The following is an 18,411-nucleotide window of genomic DNA, read 5'->3' on the forward strand; positions in this document are numbered from 1 at the left end:
AATGTCATCTTTCCTGAAGAAAGCCTAAAACGGTTGAGCAAAGCAAACGCCACCCTAACGCTTTGGGTGGCACCTTGGGACAAGCTTATTCGTTGATTAGCGTGCCTTCTGCTTCGCCCATAACCACGCGACGTAGTGCGCCTGGCTTGTTCATGTTAAATACGCGGATTGGCATTTTGTGGTCACGAGCTAGCGTAAACGCCGCCAAGTCCATCACTTTCAGCTCTTTATCCAGAACTTCTGCGTAAGATAGCTTATCATACAGCTCTGCGTCTGGGTTTGCTACAGGGTCAGCAGTAAATACACCATCAACTTTCGTCGCTTTTAGTACAACATCCGCTTCGATTTCAATACCACGTAGGCAAGCAGCAGAATCCGTTGTAAAGAACGGGTTACCCGTACCAGCAGAGAAGATGACAACACGGCCTTGGCGAAGCTCACGGATCGCATCAGCCCAATTATAGTCGTCACATACGCCTTTTAGAGGTATGGCAGACATAACGCGCGCATTCACGTATGCGCGGTGAAGAGCATCGCGCATCGCTAGGCCATTCATTACTGTAGCAAGCATACCCATGTGGTCACCAACTACGCGGTTCATACCAGCTTCAGCAAGGCCTGCACCACGGAACAAGTTACCGCCACCGATAACTACACCAACCTGAACACCCAGTTCAACCAGTTCTTTAACTTCTTGTGCCATGCGATCAAGGACCGCAGGATCAATACCAAAACCGTCTTCACCTTGAAGAGCTTCACCACTCAGTTTTAATAGAATACGTTGATACGCTGGTTTAGGGTTCGTAGTCATGGAGTTTACCTTCCAAAGAGAGTTGTTGATTAACAGTCATGAATAGACACAAATTCAGTTATGGCTATTCATCACGGCTAATCGTTCACTGCTCATAAAAAGACCGCAGCCAAGGCTACGGTCTAATCTTTATACAGTCTCTAAGGATTAACCTTTTTGAGCTGCAGCAACTTCTTCAGCGAAGCTCATTTCTTCTTTCTTCTCGATACCTTCACCTACTTCTAGGCGAACGAATGTAGAAACTGAAGCGCCTTTTTCTTTCAGCATTTCACCTACAGTTTTCTTAGGTTCCATGATGAAAGCTTGACCTGTTAGAGAGATCTCGCCAGTGAATTTCTTCATGCGGCCAACAACCATCTTCTCAGCGATTTCAGCAGGCTTGCCTTCGTTCATTGCGATTTCAACTTGAACCGCTTTCTCTTTTTCTACTACGTCAGCTGGTACGTCTTCTGGGTTAACGAACTCAGGCTTAGAAGCAGCAACGTGCATTGCAACGTGCTTAAGAGTTTCTGCGTCGCCTTCACCAGCAACAACAACACCGATTTTCTCACCGTGACGGTAAGAAGCAATTGCAGTGCCTTGAACGTATTCTACGCGACGGATAGTGATGTTTTCACCGATTTTAGCTACAAGAGCTACACGTGCGTCTTCGAATTGTGCTTGTAGCTCTTCAACAGTCGCTTTTGAAGCTAGAGCTGCAGCTGCAACTTCTTCTGCGAATGCAGTGAAGTTACCGTCTTTAGCAACGAAGTCAGTTTGGCAGTTAACTTCAAGAAGAACAGCAACGCCGTTTTCTTCTTTGATGATGATTGCGCCTTCAGCTGCAACGTTACCAGCTTTCTTAGCTGCTTTCGCTGCGCCAGATTTACGCATGTTTTCAATTGCTAGTTCGATGTCAGCGTTTGCTTCTACAAGCGCTTTCTTACATTCCATCATGCCAGCGCCAGTACGCTCGCGAAGTTCTTTAACTAGAGCAGCAGTTACAGTTGCCATTCTGTATTCCTCGTTTGATTCGAAATAAGGTAAAAAACAGGGGCCTAACATTGTCGGCCCCCATTGCTAACTATAACTTAGTTTATGCTACACAAAGGTTTCACATAGACCAAGTGTGACACAGAGCCGCTATTATTCAGCTTCTACGAAACCGTCTTTTTCAGCAACTGCAGCTACGTCTTTGTTACGACCTTCAGATACTGCTGAAGCAGCAGCGTTCAGGTATAGCTGTACAGCGCGGATCGCGTCGTCGTTACCTGGGATTACGTAGTCAACGCCGTCTGGGTTAGAGTTAGTATCTACCACAGCGTATACTGGAATACCTAGGTTGTTAGCTTCTTTAATTGCAATGTGTTCGTGATCAGCGTCGATTACGAATAGAGCGTCTGGTAGGCCGCCCATGTCTTTGATACCACCAAGAGATTTCTCTAGCTTCTCCATTTCGCGAGTACGCATTAGAGCTTCTTTCTTAGTTAGTTTGTCAAAAGTACCGTCTTGAGATTGAGTCTCTAGATCTTTTAGACGCTTGATAGACTGACGAACTGTTTTGTAGTTTGTAAGCATACCGCCTAACCAGCGGTTGTTTACGTAAAACTGGTTGCTTGCGATTGCAGCTTCTTTAACAGCTTCAGATGCAGCGCGCTTAGTACCTACGAATAGAACTTTACCTTTCTTCTCGCCAACTTTAGCTAGTTCAGCTAGAGCGTCGTTGAACATTGGTACAGTTTTTTCTAGGTTGATGATATGAACTTTGTTACGAGCGCCAAAGATGAATGGCTTCATTTTTGGGTTCCAGTAACGAGTCTGGTGACCGAAGTGAACACCAGCTTTTAGCATATCGCGCATTGATACAGTTGCCATTTTAAATTCCTCTATGGGGTTAGGCCTCCACATTCCCCATAACTCCGACCAAGCTTCTGCTCAGCACCCCGGAATATGTGACGGAATGTGTGTGATTTAAAGATAAAAGGTTATTCGGATGAAGCTTGCTTCGCCGCTTAGCTTTGCTAAACGAAGAGAACAGTCCTCTATTCCGGCGCGCTTTATACCATATTTTAGCTCACTGTGGCTAGTAAAAATTATTTCTTCACCGTGCCACTTTCTCCTATTTATAAGCAAAACTTTAAACATACGATCGAATTAAGAATGATGCATATTCCTATCTAACTTGGGTTAACGCCCCGATGTCTGATAGAATGCGGCCATTCGCACGTTTACGTGCTTAGGAATAAGTAGAGAAAGCCAATGTCAATCAAGATTAAAACTGCTGAAGAAATAGAACGCATGCGCATTGCGGGCAAACTGGCCGCAGAGATTCTAGAAATGATCGAACCACACATCAAAGTTGGTGTGACGACAGAAGAGTTGAACAAAATCTGTCATGAGTACGCTCTAGAAAAAGGCGCATACTCTGCTCCACTTGATTACCATGGTTTCCCTAAGTCGATTTGTACTTCAATCAACCATATCGTATGCCACGGTATTCCAGCAGAAAAAGACGAAACCGGTAGCAACGGCCAAATGAAGCCAGCGGTACTAAAAGATGGCGACATCTTAAACGTTGATATTACCGTAATCGTTCCAAATGATGAGAATGCGGATCTGAGCGTGCGTCCTCAAGGTTACCATGGTGACACTTCTAAGATGTTCCTAGTCGGTGATGTTTCACCTGCAAACAAACGTCTATGCATGGTTGCTCAAGAAGCACTGTATGTTGGTATGCGTACCGTTAAGCCAGGTTCAACAGTTGGTGACATCGGTACAGCTATCGAGAAGTACATCAAAGAGAACAACAAAAACAACCCTCGCAATAAGTTTTCTATTGTGAAAGACTTCTGTGGCCACGGTATCGGCGATGAGTTCCATGAAGAACCACAAGTGGTTCATTACAAGAACAAAGACCGCCGCGTACTAAAAGAAGGCATGTGCTTTACTATTGAGCCGATGATTAACGCAGGTAAATTTGGTTGTTCTGTTGACGCTCAAGACGATTGGACCGTTTACACAGGCGACGGCAAGAACTCTGCGCAATGGGAACATACCATTGTTGTAACAAAAGAAGGTTGTGAAGTACTGACGCTTCGTAGCGACGATACGATTCCTCGCCTAATGAAAAACGCGTAAAGCTTACGACCACTCGTTGTTTACTATATCCCTGCTTCGGCGGGGATATTTTTTATCTGCCACAAATTTGTTAGATTGTAACTAGATTAGCTTGCACGGATGGCAAATATGACACTTCAGTCCCCTCTTACCTTTTCCGATGAACAAATCAATATCGGAGAACTCAAACAAGAGTTAGAGAAATTTAGCTCCGATCAAAACCAAGAGTTTCTCAATCATCATCCGGTAACAAGCTTGGTTTTAGCCAGGGCAGAATACATGGATCTGCTTCTGAATCGTTTGTGGCAACATTTTGGCTTCAAAGATATTTACAACATTTCCCTAGTTGCCGTGGGTGGCTATGGGCGTGGCGAGCTACATCCGCTCTCCGATATCGATATTTTGATTCTGTCGAACAATAAACTGCCGACCGCGTTAGAAGCAAAAATCAGCGAATTCATTACGCTGTTGTGGGATTTAAAACTCGAGGTCGGACACGCTGTTCGCACCGTTACTGAATGTGCTGAAATTGGTAAAGCCGATCTAACGGTCGCGACAAACCTTCAAGAAGCGCGTCTACTGTGTGGCAGCGAGGATACCTTTCAGGCACTGAAGAAAGTCGTATTATCAGACTCCTTTTGGCCAAGTGAAACGTTTTACCGCGCGAAAATTCAAGAGCAGCGCGAACGCCATGCGCGTTACCATGATACGACCTACAACTTAGAACCAGACATTAAGTCGACCCCTGGCGGGCTGCGCGATATTCATACATTAAGCTGGGTCGCCCGACGTCACTTTGGTGCCACGTCATTGCTGGAAATGAGCCGATACGGATTTTTAACTGACGCAGAATACCGAGAATTGGTTGAATGTCAGGACTTCCTTTGGCGAGTGCGTTTTGCTCTGCACATGGAGCTTCGCCGCTATGACAACCGCTTGACCTTTGCCCATCAAGCACAAGTTGCGGAAAATCTAGGCTACGTCGGTGAAGGCAACCGAGGCGTAGAAATGATGATGAAAGAGTTCTATCGCACACTTCGTCGTGTGGCAGAGCTCAATAAAATGTTACTCAAACTTTTTGATCAAGCGATCATTAATGGTGGTGCGACAGAAAGTGCCAAGATTCTCGATGCCGACTTCCAACGTCGTGGCTCTTTGATTGAAGCGCGGAAACCCGCATTGTTTCAAGCTCGCCCAGAAACTATTCTGGATATGTTCTTACATATCGCGAACGACTCAACCATTGAAGGGGTGAGCCCACCAACACTACGTCAGCTGCGCACCGCGCGCCGTCGACTCAACAAATTTTTGCACACCATTCCTGCTGCGCGTGAAAAATTCATGGCGTTATGTCGTCACCCTAATGCTCTGCATAAAGCATTCAGCCTAATGCACAGATTAGGGGTTATGGCGGCCTATTTACCGCAATGGAGCCAAATTGTTGGTCAAATGCAGTTTGACTTATTCCACGCCTACACGGTTGATGAGCACAGTATTCGCTTACTGAAACACATTAATACCTTTAGTGACCCAGACAATCATGCGAAGCACCCTATTTGTTGTGACGTCTACCCACGGATGCAAAAGAAAGAACTGCTGATTATTGCCGCTATTTTCCACGATATCGGTAAAGGACGTGGCGGCGATCACTCTGTTATAGGCGAAGGTGAGGCTTACGACTTCTGTATTGAGCATGGCTTATCGAAGCCCGAGGCCAAACTTGTCGCTTGGTTGGTAAGACATCATCTATTAATGTCTGTCACCGCACAGCGCCGAGATATTTATGATCCCGATGTCATTACCGAATTTGCCAAAAAAGTCAGAGACGAAGAATCTCTCGATTATCTTGTATGCCTGACAGTTGCAGATATTTGTGCAACCAACCCAGAACTTTGGAATGCTTGGAAACGAACTTTACTTGCGGAGCTGTATTACTCCACACAACGTGCTTTACGCAGAGGCCTAGAGAACCCTGTCGATGTGCGTGAGAGAATTCGTCACAATCAACAAATGGCCTCCGCAATGCTACGCAAAGAGGGGTTTGCCGCGCGCGAAATTGAAGTATTGTGGCAGCGCTTTAAAGCTGACTATTTCCTTCGTCATACCCATACGCAAATCGCGTGGCACTGCGAACACTTACTTCGCATGGAAGATCCGACTAAGCCTTTAGTCTTGATCAGTAAAAAAGCCACTCGTGGCGGCACTGAGGTGTTTGTATATACGAAAGACCAGCCAGCTTTATTTGCGACGGTCGTGGCGGAGTTAGATAGGCGTAATTTTAATGTACACGACGCGCAAATCATGACCAGCAAAGATGGGCACGTGATTGATACTTTTATGGTGCTCGATCAACATGGCGAAGCGATTGATGAGTCTCGTCACGCCGCGGTGATTAAGCACCTCACCCATGTACTAGAGGCGGGCCGACCGACCAAGATTAAAACACGCCGTACTCCGAACAAACTTCAGCACTTTAATGTGAAAACCAAAGTCGACTTCTTACCAACCAAAGGTAAAAAGCACACTTTAATGGAGTTTGTCGCGCTAGACACACCAGGGCTGTTGGCCAAAGTAGGCCGTACGTTTGCTGATTTAAATATCAACCTTCATGGTGCAAAAATCACCACCATTGGTGAGCGAGCAGAAGACTTGTTTATTTTAACCAGTGATGCAGGGGGAAGATTAAGTGAAGAACAGCAAGATGAGCTAAGAGAGAGATTGATCGAAAAGTTATCTGATGAGGTCGCTGCTTAGATCAAACCTGCCAATCTTTTCGGTTCAGGGCGAGAGCGATCTTGCCCACAAGTTAAGCATTTTGGCTAAATATCAGCTATCTAGCTCATACATAGGCTGCTACAGTTATATCAATATCAATTCGATGTAATAGAGGTAGCCTATGTATCCCCACCTCACTGGTTTGGGTATTCACGACCCTAAGCAGATTGAACGTTATTCCCTACGCCAAGAAGCACACAAAGACGTGCTCAAGATCTATTTCCACAAGCAAAAAGGCGAGCTGTTCGCCAAAAGCGTTAAATTCAAATACCCGCGCCAAATCAAAAATGTTCTTGTGGACAGTGGCAGTCACAAATATAAAGAAGTAACGGAAATCAACCGTAACCTCACATTGGTCATTGATGAACTGAATAAAATCACTAAGCCAACGAAACAACCTGAGGTTGATGTAAAAGAGAAAATTCTCTCAGACCTTCGTCATTTAGAAAAAGTCGTTTCGAGCAAGATCGCAGAGATCGAAGCAGATCTCGAAAAACTAAAGTAAAACGTTAAGTCTTAAATACTAAAAAAGGGTTAGCATTGATGCTAACCCTTTTTATTTGTACTCAATCATTATCTAGATCTAACTAATCCCATTATCGATTGATCATCGATTCATCCCACTCAAATCGAGTAAACAATTGCTGCCAAGTCTCATCAATATTGGCCGTCATGACAATCTCTTGATCGGTAAATGGATGGACAAACCGTAACTCTGAAGCGTGCAGTAGCAAACGATGAGAATCAAACTCTGTGCGATACAGCTTGTTGTGCTTGCCATCTCCGTGCGTTGTATCACCCACAATAGGATGACGTAGATGCGCCATATGACGACGAAGTTGGTGCTTACGCCCCGTTTTAGGTTTCATCTCAACTAAGCAATAACGCGTTGTAGGAAATTTACCCGTCGAATAGGGAACTTCCACTTTAGCCAACGGTTTATATTCCGTCACCGCTTCTTGCGCTTCTTTTTCTTGTGAAGCGAACTTATCCGCAATCTTGTCTAACTCGACTTTGAGTGCGTAATCCAAGACGCCCTCTTCCTCAATCCAACCGCGTACTATCGCGTGGTATGTCTTTTCCATTTTATGTTCAGCAAACATCGGCATGACTTGTGATGCGACTTCACTCGACAACGCAAACACGAGCACACCAGATGTTGGACGATCCAGACGATGCAATGGGAACACATGCTGACCAATTTGGTCGCGCAAAGTTTGCATGACAAACTGAGTTTCGTGTTTATCTAACCAACTGCGATGCACTAACATGCCTGCAGGCTTGTTGACCGCTACAAAATATTCATCCTGATAAACGATCTCCAGTTCCACTGGTTCTGAAGATCGCGCTATTTCTTGTTCTAACATTTGGTTACTTACATAGTTCATCAATGGTTCGGATTGTAACAAGCAGCTCTGCGAACTGCGGTTCCTGCTTCCACGCTTCTGAAAAATAGGGCTCGAGAGAAAACCCTCTTGGCAATGGTTGGTTGTTTTCCACTAGCACGTGCATTCTGTCTATAAAGATCCACTGCAACCACTCATGAGGATGCAACGTATCAATCGCAAATGGCTCCACGCTTTGTAAGGCTTGCTCTGAAGGCCTAGTGTGTTGCCACAACTTATGTTCTTTAAGCTGCGTTTCAAGTTGGTGAAGTAAGTCGACCAATTGAGTATTTGTTACCATTAATTCTATCTCGAACCTTGAATTAGCCGAGAATGATACCATTTCTTGTGAAAAGAACGTTAGGACGTCGTATTTAATGGAAAACATTCAAACCCTCACTCAACTGTTGAACAACAGCCGCTGTGATTATCAAATCTTCGATCTTGGTCGTCGTATCAAAACCATCGCTAAGAAAGAGTTTGCCGATGTAGAAAAAGGTCAAGCACCGTACCCGTTCCCAATGCAGCGTAGAGCACACCTTGCCATCGCTTATTGGAATGAACAAAAGCAACCTTGGATTTGGTTTCTAAAGTTTGAATTGGACGAGCGCGGTTTGTTAAAGCAAGCGGATATCGGTAATTTCATTAAATACGTAGTGGAAGCCATGGGAACACGCCTCAATGATGATATCTCTGAAGAGCAACAGCAAAAGCTGTCTAATAACCCATACACTTTCAAACCTTCCGAAGATAAAATGGCCGTGTTTCATAGCCAGGTCCGCGCGAACCTCGATCTTCCTACCAGCCAATATTACGAGCACACTCAACATTACTTTTCAGGCGGTTTAGGCTGGGACAATTGGCAAACCGTAGGTCTGCAAGGGATCACCGACATGGCCGCTCGTTTGGACAAAGAGCAAAACGGGGTAATGATACGCAAAGCGTTGAACCACCTACCGAATGAGCCACTTTATGCTCTGTTGGGTGCGCTTGAGCATGTAGAGTTACAAGAGCGTTTAGCAGAACGTATCGCCGAAAAAGCACAACAAGAAATCGCAAGTAGCGAACCGGATCTCTTCCTACTTTCAGCACTTATCCGAGCTTTGGCTGGCGCACCAACAGTCATTGCCTCGCCAGTGTTAGAAGCGATATTAAAAAGCCCTCGTTTAAGCCATCAGGAAGTACTGATTGGCGTGGCTGGCCGAGCTTGGCACTTACTAGCCAATGAAAAGGTAGCAGAACAGTTTTTGCTGCGTTTAGCTCAAACCGGTAATCAAGCTCTATTTAATCAGTTATTTGCCGATTTAGTGATGCTACCTGAGTTAAGAGTGGTGTTATTGCCCCTGTTACATTCAAATCCATCTGAAGAACTAGCAAAGGCGCTAGTAAGCTTACAACAAGCAACAAAGGGATAATAAAGGTTCAGGGATGATTGGTGATCTTTTAGCAATTTTAGGGCTATGCTTTTTCTGTTATCTGTTTTGGCAACAACGTCGTCAAGCCGAACTCGCAAAAGTGGCAATCACGCGTAAATGTGAGCAATTGGATCTCCAATTAATCAGCATCGCCTTTGGTGCCCATAAACTAAAAACGCCAGACGGAGTCTGGCGTTGGCATACGGTGTATCAATTTGAGTTTTCATCGCTTGGTGACGATTGCTACCAAGGAGAGCTAACTATGGTCGGTTTCAGGCCGCAGAACTTTCACCTACCACCGCATCGCTTGTAAATTCCATTTCAAAGTAAGGACCATATAGATCCTTACTTTCTTTTGTTTCAACAAATCCCAGTTTTTTCAGCACCGCCATAGAAGCTTGATGGTTGCTATTCACGTTAGCTTTCACCTTATGTAGCCCCAGCTCACGGCACGCCTTGGGGAAAAACGCTTTTAGAGCTTCTGTCGCTAACCCTTTACCCCAATAAGATTTATCAAAAATAAACCCTAACTCAGGCTCGGAATCGAGATGGGAAATGAACACGTGCCCCATATAGTCACGACTGGTGCTCTCTAGCACCGCCATACTATAAATATTTTCATCATCCAGTATTTTCTCAAACATCTGTTTGGCAGACGCGACAGTATACGGACCGTTCATTTCAGCACGGTTTTTCGCACAGCAATTCAGCATGACGAACTCTAGTTGCAACGACTCATTGTAGGGTAGAAGAAGCATTCTTCTGGTTACTATGGCCACATCTGTTCCTTGATTACAACAAACTTTATTTATCCGCAGATCGCAAACTCGATGAGCTTGAATATGCTCAATAACTGCGGGGCATAACACCTTGTAGAGAAGCCGAAAGTTAAACCAACTGATTGGAAAGGATATTGATCTGGATTGTTTTTTATTAAGTGTTATTAGGAATTTATAAATTTTGTGACACTGATATACCTAAGTCACCTCGAGGTGCTTAATTCAACGAGAACGACTAGGTATCTTTTTATATAAGAAAGACCCCGACACATAAGTATCGGGGTCATGGTCTTACTCGCAGCAGTCCGGCTACTAAAAGTGCTCCATGCATCATCCATAATAGTGGCTGATTCCGTCAGCTTATTCCTTACGTCGCCGTCCTAGCGGTGTCCTTATCATCCTGATAGCTAACATTCCCCGTTAGCACACATCACTTGTTCCTTGAGCGGTGTCCCTTGCATCTTCCTGACGCTGTCCATAACCTCTATCCTAGAGGGGTCCATTGTCTATCCTTAGTCATCAACATCCTATTAATGATAGTGTCCTTACAATGTCCTACGCTCCATGCTTGATTAATCATCCTGACCAACCAAATCGTCTTCCTGACGATAACCAAATCCTTGGTGCTTTCCTGTTCCATGTCTGCTTCCTGCTGACAACTCTCAATTTACGCCTTTCCTAAAAATTGACAATCTATACTAGATAAATATTTATACGCCACATTGGTTAAATAGTTGTTAAATCATTATTTATCAATAACTTGATGTTTGTAATTTCTATTTTTCCGCTCACGAAATCGTTTTCTCTCACAACCCATGTAAGAGATCTCTCACACCACACATTCCAAATTGCTATTCGCCAAATTAGGGGACTCAACGTATGATGATAGATATATCGTTGTTAAGGATTAAAAATGTTAACTCAAGACGTTACTAAAGAATTAGAAGCGGTAATGGAACAACTGCAACAACAAGGAAAAGAACCAACCGTAGCGTTAGTAAAAGCACGCTTGAAAACGCCCGTCCCAATGCCTGCATTAATCACCGCAATAAAAAGTTGGAAAAGTGCTCAGCGTGTTCCCAAGGTTGAAGTCGCAGCGCAAGCGCATACCGATAATGATCGTCTTGCAGCGCTAGAAAGCACGGTGAAAAAACTAGTCGCTCGCATTGAAGAGCTAGAAGCCAAGCTAAGTGAGAAGTCATCATGAAGTTATGGGTAGATGCAGACGCGTGTCCGAAAGTCATCCGCGAAACCATTGTGCGTGCCGCCGAACGCACGGGGATTGAATGTACGTTTGTCGCCAACCACGTTGTCCCGGTGCCCAAAAGAGACAACATCCACTCGCTGCAAGTTCCAGCTGGATTTGACATCGCTGACAACGAAATCGTTAAGCGTGTGGAGGCCAACGATTTGGTGATCACATCAGATATTCCGCTTGCAGATGAAGTCATCTCTAAAGGCGCTCAAGCCCTCAGTTCACGTGGCGAGCTTTATACGAAAGACACCATCAAAGCACGTCTAAATATCCGCGACTTCATGGAAACCATGCGTTCAAGCGGAATTCAGACTGGTGGTCCCGCTGCGCTTTCCCAAACCGATCGCCGCGAATTTGCGAACCATTTAGATCGTATTTTGGCTAAATTTAAGAAGTAATCCTCACTCTATTCATATTGAGCCAGCAAATCAAAGCCTGGCTCATTACTGAAAATTCATTTTCAGTATTGCACCCAAAGCGTGCTCTTACTCCCATTTGTTTTGTTCTGTTTATTTTTCATCTCGCTCGCCATAGCTTCAATATGCAACGTGGTTTATTTTGAACGACGTTTTTAATAAATGTATAGAGAATAATGGGCTTTAACATCGTTTCCAGTGGAAGCTACCTGCCAACGAATCAATGGTCAGATCGAGAGATGGATCGCTTCCTAAAATTGGCGCCTGGGACCTGCCGAAATAAATTCGACGTTGAATATCGTCATGTAGCCAATACAAAAGAGACCGCTATTTATATGGCGGTGCAGGCGATAGAGCAGTGTTTAGGAAACATATATACCTTGGGCTCCATTGATCTCCTTATCTACGCCAGCGGCACTCACCACCAGTCTCTGCCCTACGACGCCTCAGCGGTTCTCGCCGCGTTAGACGCTCCAACATGGCTAGAAAGTTTTGATTTGAACAGCACCTGTTTATCATTTCTTTCTGCGCTTGATCTTGCTCAGAGTCTATTCTTCGCAAAACGATACCGTCGGATTCTCATTGTCACCAGCGAACTCGCTACTGGCATCACACTGAATCGAAATTTTACGCTCAAACCAGAAGTTGCAACCCTATTCGCAGACGGTGCCGCCGCATTTTTGCTCGAAGAACACAACGGTGATGGATTGCTCACCAGTCACTTTGAAACGCATCATACCGGGTATTCATTTTGTCAAATTAAGGGCGGAGGTAGTCATGTCAACCCTCACACCTCAGAGCATCAAGCCTATTTAAAAAGCTGCCAGTTTGAGATGGAGGGCAAAGCACTCTTTAAACATGTGCGTAAAACCTTACCGGCGTTTCTAAAAAAAGGCTTTGACGCCTCTCCGGTAACACTCAGCGATATTGATTATTTTCTTCCGCATCAAGCCAGTGCGCACGGATTAAAAAAACTGCCATCACTCACCGGGTTACCAACCGAGAAAACAGTTAATCACTTTTCGACTTTGGGAAACCAAGTCGCCGCCTCACTCCCGATTAACTTACACTGGCTGCGTAATCAGCCAGAAACAGCAGGAAAACATGTGTTATTAGCTGGTACCGCTGCCGGGTTATCACTAGGGATGGGTGTGTTAAAACTATGAAGATATTAGTCACTGGTGGCAGTGGGATGTTGGGTAGCGCAATTCTAAGAATGTTTCACCAGCAACATGAACTGCATTTTACAGCGCGAAATACAGTCATCGCTAAACAACTCGCTGAGCAATTCGATGTTATCCCACATTTAGTCGATTTGAGAGACCACTCTGCTGTTCATGCGATATGCCAAGACATGGATGCAATCATCCATTGTGCCGCTCTCTCAAGCCCATGGGGCAAGTGGGAAGCGTTTTATCAAGCCAATGTAGATGCCACCAAAAACCTCGTCAATGCGGCTAATACGCATCAAATATCGCGTTTTATTCATATTTCCTCCACCAGCGTCTATTTTGACCACCAAGACCGTTGGAATATTAGAGAAACCGACGCCATTGCTTCACACTGGTGTAATGATTACGCACACACCAAATACCTATCTGAACTTGAAGCCGTAAAAGGCCAAAGCAAAGCGATCATTTTAAGACCGCGTGGCATTTTTGGCCCCAACGATCGCGCGATCATCCCAAGAGTGCTTAAGGCGATCAAAAACAACACTCTGCTTCTGCCATCGGGTAGAAACCCAGTGGTTGATCTGACCTATGTCGACAACGTTGCCCATGCGGCGATGCTCGCTTGCACTCAGGCAGACCAACTTCAGCATGGTGATGTCTTCAATATTTCCAACAACGAACCAATGCCAATTGAGACTGTTCTACAAGCTTTATGTGTGGGGTTGAACCTAAAAGTAACGTTACAATCATTACCATACGGTGTGGTATCACCATTATTAAAGCTCAGTGAGCAAATACGAAGGCGCTTACCACATCAGCCAGAGCCAAGGCTCACTTCATACAGCGCAGGATTGTTTAACTATCATCAAACTCTGGATATCAGCAAGGCGATAAAAAACCTGAATTACCAACCGCTTTTTTCAATTCAAGAAGGAATACAGCAGTATGCAAACTGGTCTAAAAATAAAAATCTTTGAGGCTGGACACTGCGTACACCCAGGCTTTGTTGTCAAACCAGGCTCTGGTATCAAGCCTAGAGCATTTCCTGCAGCCGTTGGGTTAATTCAGCACCCGACACAAGGCAACATCCTGTTTGATACGGGATATCACGAGCATTTTTTTAGCGCGACTCGTCCCTTCCCTGAACGTTTTTATGCTTGGACAACACCTTGCCGCTATCAACAAGAACATGGGATTGTTGCGCAGTTAGCAAAAGAAAATCTCAAACCTCATGATATTGAGCATTTAGTGCTCTCCCATTTTCACGCTGATCACATTGCCGCCGTGTCTGAGTTTTCTCACTCTCAATTGCATTGCCAACAAAAAGGGGTAGATGCGATTACTAAAAGTGGTCGAATTGGAGGCGTAAAAAAAGGCTACCTAAAAGCTCTGCTCCCTCCACAACTAGAATCTAACTTCATCATTCATGGTGATTTTTCTGTGCCAATCAGCCAAATTCTTCCTCAGTGCCAAGGGGTTAACTTGCTCTGTAAAGACATGTTCGACGATGGACTTATTTATATGGTTAGCTTGCCAGGCCATGCAGCTGGCCAAGTGGGCCTATTAGTTAAAAGAGAACGAGGTTGGCTGTTCTTACTCGCCGATGCATGTTGGTTAATTGAGAGCTTGAGTGAAAATATCGATCAGCATTGGCTGGCGAACATGCTTTGCGATGACACAAAGGCCTATAAAAACACCCTCTCCGAATTGAGAAGTTGCTACCAACAAACCCACCACTTTGTTCGCTTCGTGCCTTCACATTGTCAGGAAACTATCCAGCAGCTAATCAAAGAAGGATGGATGAAGTGAGAACGCTTATCTCAGAATTCTGGCGAACCCGCTACCGCCCTTTCGGTTCAAGGGAACAAGTCGAAGCGTGGCAGCAACAACATTTAACGCAACACCTGGATTGGGTATGCTGTCATTCACCGTATTACCGCTCTTTTCAAGGTGCACCACTCAGTGATTTCCCTATCATGAATAAGCAAACCATGATGGAGAACCTTTCAGAGTTAAATACGAAGGGCTTAGATGCTGAACAGTTAATGCAGCAGGCACTCAAAGCAGAGCAGTCACGCAACTTTGCCGCTTCGAAAGTTGGCGATGTTACGGTTGGGCTTTCTTCGGGCACATCAGGCATGCGCGGGTTGTTTCTTGCTGACAAGCAGGAAACACAACTGTGGGCCGGCAATATATTGGCTCGCCTTTTGCCCAACCTATGGCAAAAGCACCGAATTGCACTAGCCTTGCGAGCCAACAGCCCACTGTATAAATCCATCGCGAAAGGGCCTGTCACATTCTTTTATGCCGATTTAACCAAACCTTACCAAGAATGGATAAAAGAGTTGGATGAGTTCCAACCCACGCTTTTGGTTGGTAGTGCGCAAGCTCTTCAGCTCTGCGCCCATTTCAGCGGTCAATTTGGTCAACCCGCAATTCAACCACAACGGATCATTTCTGGGGCAGAGGTTCTAACCGAGAGTGACCGTCACTATATTTCTCAACGGTTCGACAGCGAACTCCATGAAGTCTATCAATGTACTGAAGGTTTTCTTGCATGTACTGATCAGCATGGACAAATGCGCTGGAATCAAGATGTTGTTTACATCCAAAAACATTGGCTGAATACCGAACGTACTCATTACAGCCCAATCATTACCGATTTTCGTCGTAAAACTCAGCCAATTATTCGTTATCAGCTCGACGATATTATTGAGAATAAACAGGATAATGGCGTATTTGAACCTCTTGGCGCAATTGCCGGACGATGTGGTGATCGCCTCACGCTAAACGCAAACCACGTCCCAGTGACGGTGTTACCAGATCTCATCTACCGCGCTATAACACTATCTGCCAAAGGTCGCGTGGATTACCGAGTCACCCAAACAGGGTCACAAACCATTCAAATTGAAGCGGATGTTCACCACCATCGGGTTATACATCAAGCCTTGATAAAGTTGTTTGACCAATTGCGGCTTGATCCTGTCAGATTTAGTTACCGCCCTGCGCCTATTTGGACGCCAATGAATAAACAACGACGTGTGGTGAACATATGCGGGTCTTAATCACCGGAGCCCGGGCACCAGTTGCACTAGAGTGGGCAACCATGTGTATGCATCATGGGCATGAAGTAATTCTCACCGATTCGCTAAAAAAGCCTATGGGATCATTTTTGCGAGGCATCGAGTCTTATATACCCACCGCTTCACCTCGATTTGCGTTTCCCACCTACCAACAGCAGATCCTAAAAATCATTACTCAGATGCGTATTGGTATGGTGATACCCACTTGTGAAGAAGTGTATTACTTGGCTCATGTTGCCAAGCAATGCACAGAAGTAGATTTTTTTCTGCCCAATGTGGGACTACTCAATGCCCTACACAACAAGTTGACCGTCTTTGAACAGCTTCAAGGCTTGCCAGAAATTACACTTCCAAAAACTCGTTTGGTCGCTGATAAAAGTGAGGTTGAAACTAATGAAAGAACCGTTCTAAAACCAGTTTACTCTCGGTTTGGCGGGCAAGTAATAAGAGATGTGACAACTCAGTCTATTTCTGCCGTCACGATATCGCCACTTTATCCTTGGGTTCAGCAACAAAAAATCCATGGGACTCCGGTGTGTAACTATGCGATTTTTGAACATGGTGACCTTAAAGCACACCAAGCTTATGTGCCGAAATACTGTGTAAACGGCTCGGCCGCCAGTGCTTTTCAGCCGATCTCATGCGAACGACTAGATACATTTATCGCCGCTTTTGGTAAACGTCATACTTATCATGGGCAAGTTTCGTTTGACTTCATCCAATCACAAAATGAACTCTACGTGATTGAATGTAACCCAAGAGCCACCAGTGGTTTGCACCTACTCTCGTCTCGATGCAACCAACTGCTTCCTAATATGGAGTTTACCAGTCCTTCCAAGCAGCGATTGCATCATTTAGGTCCAATAACACTCATCGCTGAAGGTGGATTATCCCTATTTAAGGCTCGAACTTGGCAAGATTGGTGGTCTGGAGTGAATGTAATGCAACAGCATAACTTGCCGGTAGGGAGCCAAATCCGGAGTATGTTTGAATTACTCCGGCTAGCTAGGCAGAACAAGGCAAAATGGAGCGCCGCTTCTACCGTTGATATTGAGTGGAATGGAGAAGCGTTGCGATCATGACACTTTCCTCTCAAGAATGGCATCAAATCTTTATCACTCTTATGCAATCGAATCCTATTGATGAATGCACAGCAAGCTTTGGTTGCTACTATATCGATGATGTTGCCATTCCCTACTCCGTAACACCAAAAATACCAAACAACTGTTATGCTGTGTCCCCTATGACACTGCTTAGTGGCTACGCCGAAGAAGAGCTTCACAAAGTCAAAAATGTGGCTGTTCGATGGGTATGTAAGCTACTTATTAATATGACTAAACCAATCTTATCATTGGCTGGATTGGATCAAGTCCAAACGCTCAACAATCAGTGCTTGTCCACCAATATGTATAGCGAACAATGGGAATCCTTAAACCTTGATGAACTGCGTCGCGTGGCACTCGATCAATACCCCACCTTTCCCTTGGTGCTTCGCTCCCTCAACCAACTTCAGCACTCACACTTAATTCAGCGATTAGAACAACAACAATGGCAAAGCTTAGTAACGCGACAAGTGTATTTACTTGAGGATTGGCAAGCATTCAGCTTCAACCGAGATTTAACGAAAGACTTCAAGCTGTTTAATGATAAAGATTGGCAGTTTAAGCCACTGGCTACTGATGAAGAGTTTCAGCGTGCCAAAGCGTTATATGACATGCTTTACCTTGATAAATACAGCCGGAATAACATCCAGTTTTCAACCCAATATTTAAAACAGGCTAGCCAGAATAACTTAGTGCATTTAGTGGGACTGTTTTATCAAGAAGAGATGCTGGCTACGTTAGGCATAGTAGAAATTGATAACGACATGACTTGCCCAATTTTTGGCTACGATACCAATAAGCCGCAGAGTTTTGCGCTGTATAGAAGAATATCTGCTTATACCATCCGCCACGCAATGATATGCCAGCGTCGCTTTAATATGAGCTCAGGGGCTCCAGCTTTTAAACGCAACCGAAAAGCCCAGCCAGAAATTGAATTTAGCTATGTTTATATTGCGCACTTACCTTGGTACAAACGCGTAATTTGGCAAAGCTTGTGCTGGCTCACTCAGCACTTTTATCGCCCTTTGTTGATGCGTTTTCAGCTATAAATCGACATCTATAATCAGGCAAGCCTGCGTGCACAGTCTCAATCGATAAAAAAGCCTGCGACGTTCGCAGGC

General features: G+C 44.8%; 19 protein-coding genes. 13 read left to right on the forward strand and 6 right to left on the reverse strand.

All coding sequences use genetic code 11. The features are described 5' to 3' along the window. Nucleotides 1-85: 85 nt before the first annotated feature. The 3 genes from pyrH to rpsB form a co-directional block, all read right to left on the reverse strand. On the reverse strand, nucleotides 86-811 hold the full coding sequence (gene pyrH / locus NDJ01_RS06195; RefSeq protein ID WP_005380329.1) for a UMP kinase: 726 nt from the start codon (nucleotides 809-811) through the stop codon (nucleotides 86-88). A gap of 147 nt (nucleotides 812-958) precedes the next feature. Continuing rightward, on the reverse strand, nucleotides 959-1,804 hold the full coding sequence (gene tsf / locus NDJ01_RS06200; RefSeq protein WP_012841502.1) for a translation elongation factor Ts: 846 nt from the start codon (nucleotides 1,802-1,804) through the stop codon (nucleotides 959-961). A gap of 132 nt (nucleotides 1,805-1,936) precedes the next feature. Beyond that, complete coding sequence (rpsB, locus tag NDJ01_RS06205) at nucleotides 1,937-2,665, reverse strand: 30S ribosomal protein S2 (RefSeq protein WP_012841501.1); 729 nt, start codon at nucleotides 2,663-2,665, stop codon at nucleotides 1,937-1,939. Between the two features lie 384 nt (nucleotides 2,666-3,049). Here rpsB and map point away from each other — a divergent pair, with 384 nt between their 5' ends. The 3 genes from map to NDJ01_RS06220 all read left to right on the forward strand — a co-directional run bounded on the left by map (nucleotide 3,050) and on the right by NDJ01_RS06220 (nucleotide 7,187). Further along, nucleotides 3,050-3,928: a type I methionyl aminopeptidase gene (gene map, locus NDJ01_RS06210; protein ID WP_258586440.1), complete on the forward strand. Its 879-nt coding sequence runs from the start codon at nucleotides 3,050-3,052 to the stop codon at nucleotides 3,926-3,928. A 108-nt stretch (nucleotides 3,929-4,036) separates the two neighbouring features. Further along, nucleotides 4,037-6,661, forward strand: coding sequence for a bifunctional uridylyltransferase/uridylyl-removing protein GlnD (glnD, locus tag NDJ01_RS06215; RefSeq protein ID WP_258586441.1), 2,625 nt, complete (start codon nucleotides 4,037-4,039; stop codon nucleotides 6,659-6,661). A gap of 142 nt (nucleotides 6,662-6,803) precedes the next feature. Beyond that, a complete protein-coding gene (locus tag NDJ01_RS06220) occupies nucleotides 6,804-7,187 on the forward strand; it encodes a DUF3461 family protein (protein ID WP_005380322.1) in 384 nt (127 codons plus the stop codon). 91 nt (nucleotides 7,188-7,278) lie between these two features. Here the strand turns inward: NDJ01_RS06220 and truC are convergent, their stop codons facing one another. Further along, nucleotides 7,279-8,049, reverse strand: coding sequence for a tRNA pseudouridine(65) synthase TruC (gene truC / locus NDJ01_RS06225; RefSeq protein ID WP_046874970.1), 771 nt, complete (start codon nucleotides 8,047-8,049; stop codon nucleotides 7,279-7,281). Nucleotides 8,050-8,053: 4 nt separating this feature from the next. Further along, nucleotides 8,054-8,368, reverse strand: coding sequence for a YqcC family protein (locus tag NDJ01_RS06230; protein ID WP_005391784.1), 315 nt, complete (start codon nucleotides 8,366-8,368; stop codon nucleotides 8,054-8,056). Nucleotides 8,369-8,444: 76 nt separating this feature from the next. Between NDJ01_RS06230 and NDJ01_RS06235 the strand changes: the two genes are divergently transcribed. Both NDJ01_RS06235 and NDJ01_RS06240 read left to right on the forward strand, forming a co-directional pair. Next, entirely contained in the window at nucleotides 8,445-9,482 is a 1,038-nt protein-coding gene (locus NDJ01_RS06235) for a DUF3549 family protein (protein ID WP_258586442.1), read from the forward strand. Nucleotides 9,483-9,495: 13 nt separating this feature from the next. Continuing rightward, nucleotides 9,496-9,795 carry a DUF3301 domain-containing protein gene (locus tag NDJ01_RS06240; protein ID WP_012841498.1) on the forward strand — a complete coding sequence of 100 codons (300 nt, stop codon included), beginning with the start codon at nucleotides 9,496-9,498 and terminating at the stop codon, nucleotides 9,793-9,795. Here NDJ01_RS06240 and NDJ01_RS06245 read toward each other — a convergent pair. Next, nucleotides 9,755-10,240, reverse strand: coding sequence for a GNAT family N-acetyltransferase (locus NDJ01_RS06245; protein WP_080936742.1), 486 nt, complete (start codon nucleotides 10,238-10,240; stop codon nucleotides 9,755-9,757). The two genes, NDJ01_RS06240 and NDJ01_RS06245, sit on opposite strands and share 41 nt — an antisense overlap. Nucleotides 10,241-11,174: 934 nt before the next feature. On the opposite strand from NDJ01_RS06245, the gene NDJ01_RS06250 reads away from it, so the two are divergent. The 8 genes from NDJ01_RS06250 (at nucleotide 11,175) to NDJ01_RS06285 (ending at nucleotide 18,339) form a co-directional block, all read left to right on the forward strand. Further along, nucleotides 11,175-11,468 carry a hypothetical protein gene (locus NDJ01_RS06250; RefSeq protein ID WP_012841496.1) on the forward strand — a complete coding sequence of 98 codons (294 nt, stop codon included), beginning with the start codon at nucleotides 11,175-11,177 and terminating at the stop codon, nucleotides 11,466-11,468. Further along, the gene (locus tag NDJ01_RS06255) at nucleotides 11,465-11,914 is read left to right on the forward strand and encodes a YaiI/YqxD family protein (RefSeq protein WP_005380310.1); all 450 of its coding nucleotides are present in this window, start codon (nucleotides 11,465-11,467) and stop codon (nucleotides 11,912-11,914) included. The genes NDJ01_RS06250 and NDJ01_RS06255 overlap by 4 nt, the downstream gene beginning before the upstream one ends. 194 nt (nucleotides 11,915-12,108) lie before the next feature. Continuing rightward, nucleotides 12,109-13,098, forward strand: coding sequence for a ketoacyl-ACP synthase III (locus tag NDJ01_RS06260; RefSeq protein WP_006742535.1), 990 nt, complete (start codon nucleotides 12,109-12,111; stop codon nucleotides 13,096-13,098). Continuing rightward, nucleotides 13,095-14,081 carry an NAD(P)-dependent oxidoreductase gene (locus NDJ01_RS06265; protein WP_193446977.1) on the forward strand — a complete coding sequence of 329 codons (987 nt, stop codon included), beginning with the start codon at nucleotides 13,095-13,097 and terminating at the stop codon, nucleotides 14,079-14,081. Before NDJ01_RS06260 ends, NDJ01_RS06265 begins: the two co-directional genes overlap by 4 nt. After that, on the forward strand, nucleotides 14,050-14,913 hold the full coding sequence (locus NDJ01_RS06270) for an MBL fold metallo-hydrolase (protein WP_258586443.1): 864 nt from the start codon (nucleotides 14,050-14,052) through the stop codon (nucleotides 14,911-14,913). Before NDJ01_RS06265 ends, NDJ01_RS06270 begins: the two co-directional genes overlap by 32 nt. Then, entirely contained in the window at nucleotides 14,901-16,169 is a 1,269-nt protein-coding gene (locus NDJ01_RS06275) for a F390 synthetase-related protein (RefSeq protein WP_258586444.1), read from the forward strand. Before NDJ01_RS06270 ends, NDJ01_RS06275 begins: the two co-directional genes overlap by 13 nt. Further along, on the forward strand, nucleotides 16,157-17,269 hold the full coding sequence (locus tag NDJ01_RS06280) for an ATP-grasp domain-containing protein (RefSeq protein ID WP_258586445.1): 1,113 nt from the start codon (nucleotides 16,157-16,159) through the stop codon (nucleotides 17,267-17,269). Before NDJ01_RS06275 ends, NDJ01_RS06280 begins: the two co-directional genes overlap by 13 nt. Next, nucleotides 17,266-18,339, forward strand: a complete 1,074-nt coding sequence (locus tag NDJ01_RS06285; protein ID WP_258586446.1) for a hypothetical protein — start codon at nucleotides 17,266-17,268, stop codon at nucleotides 18,337-18,339. Before NDJ01_RS06280 ends, NDJ01_RS06285 begins: the two co-directional genes overlap by 4 nt. Nucleotides 18,340-18,411 lie beyond the last annotated feature (72 nt).

The organism is Vibrio sp. HS-50-1, assembly GCF_024747315.1.
Taxonomy (GTDB): Bacteria; Pseudomonadota; Gammaproteobacteria; order Enterobacterales; family Vibrionaceae; genus Vibrio; species Vibrio diabolicus.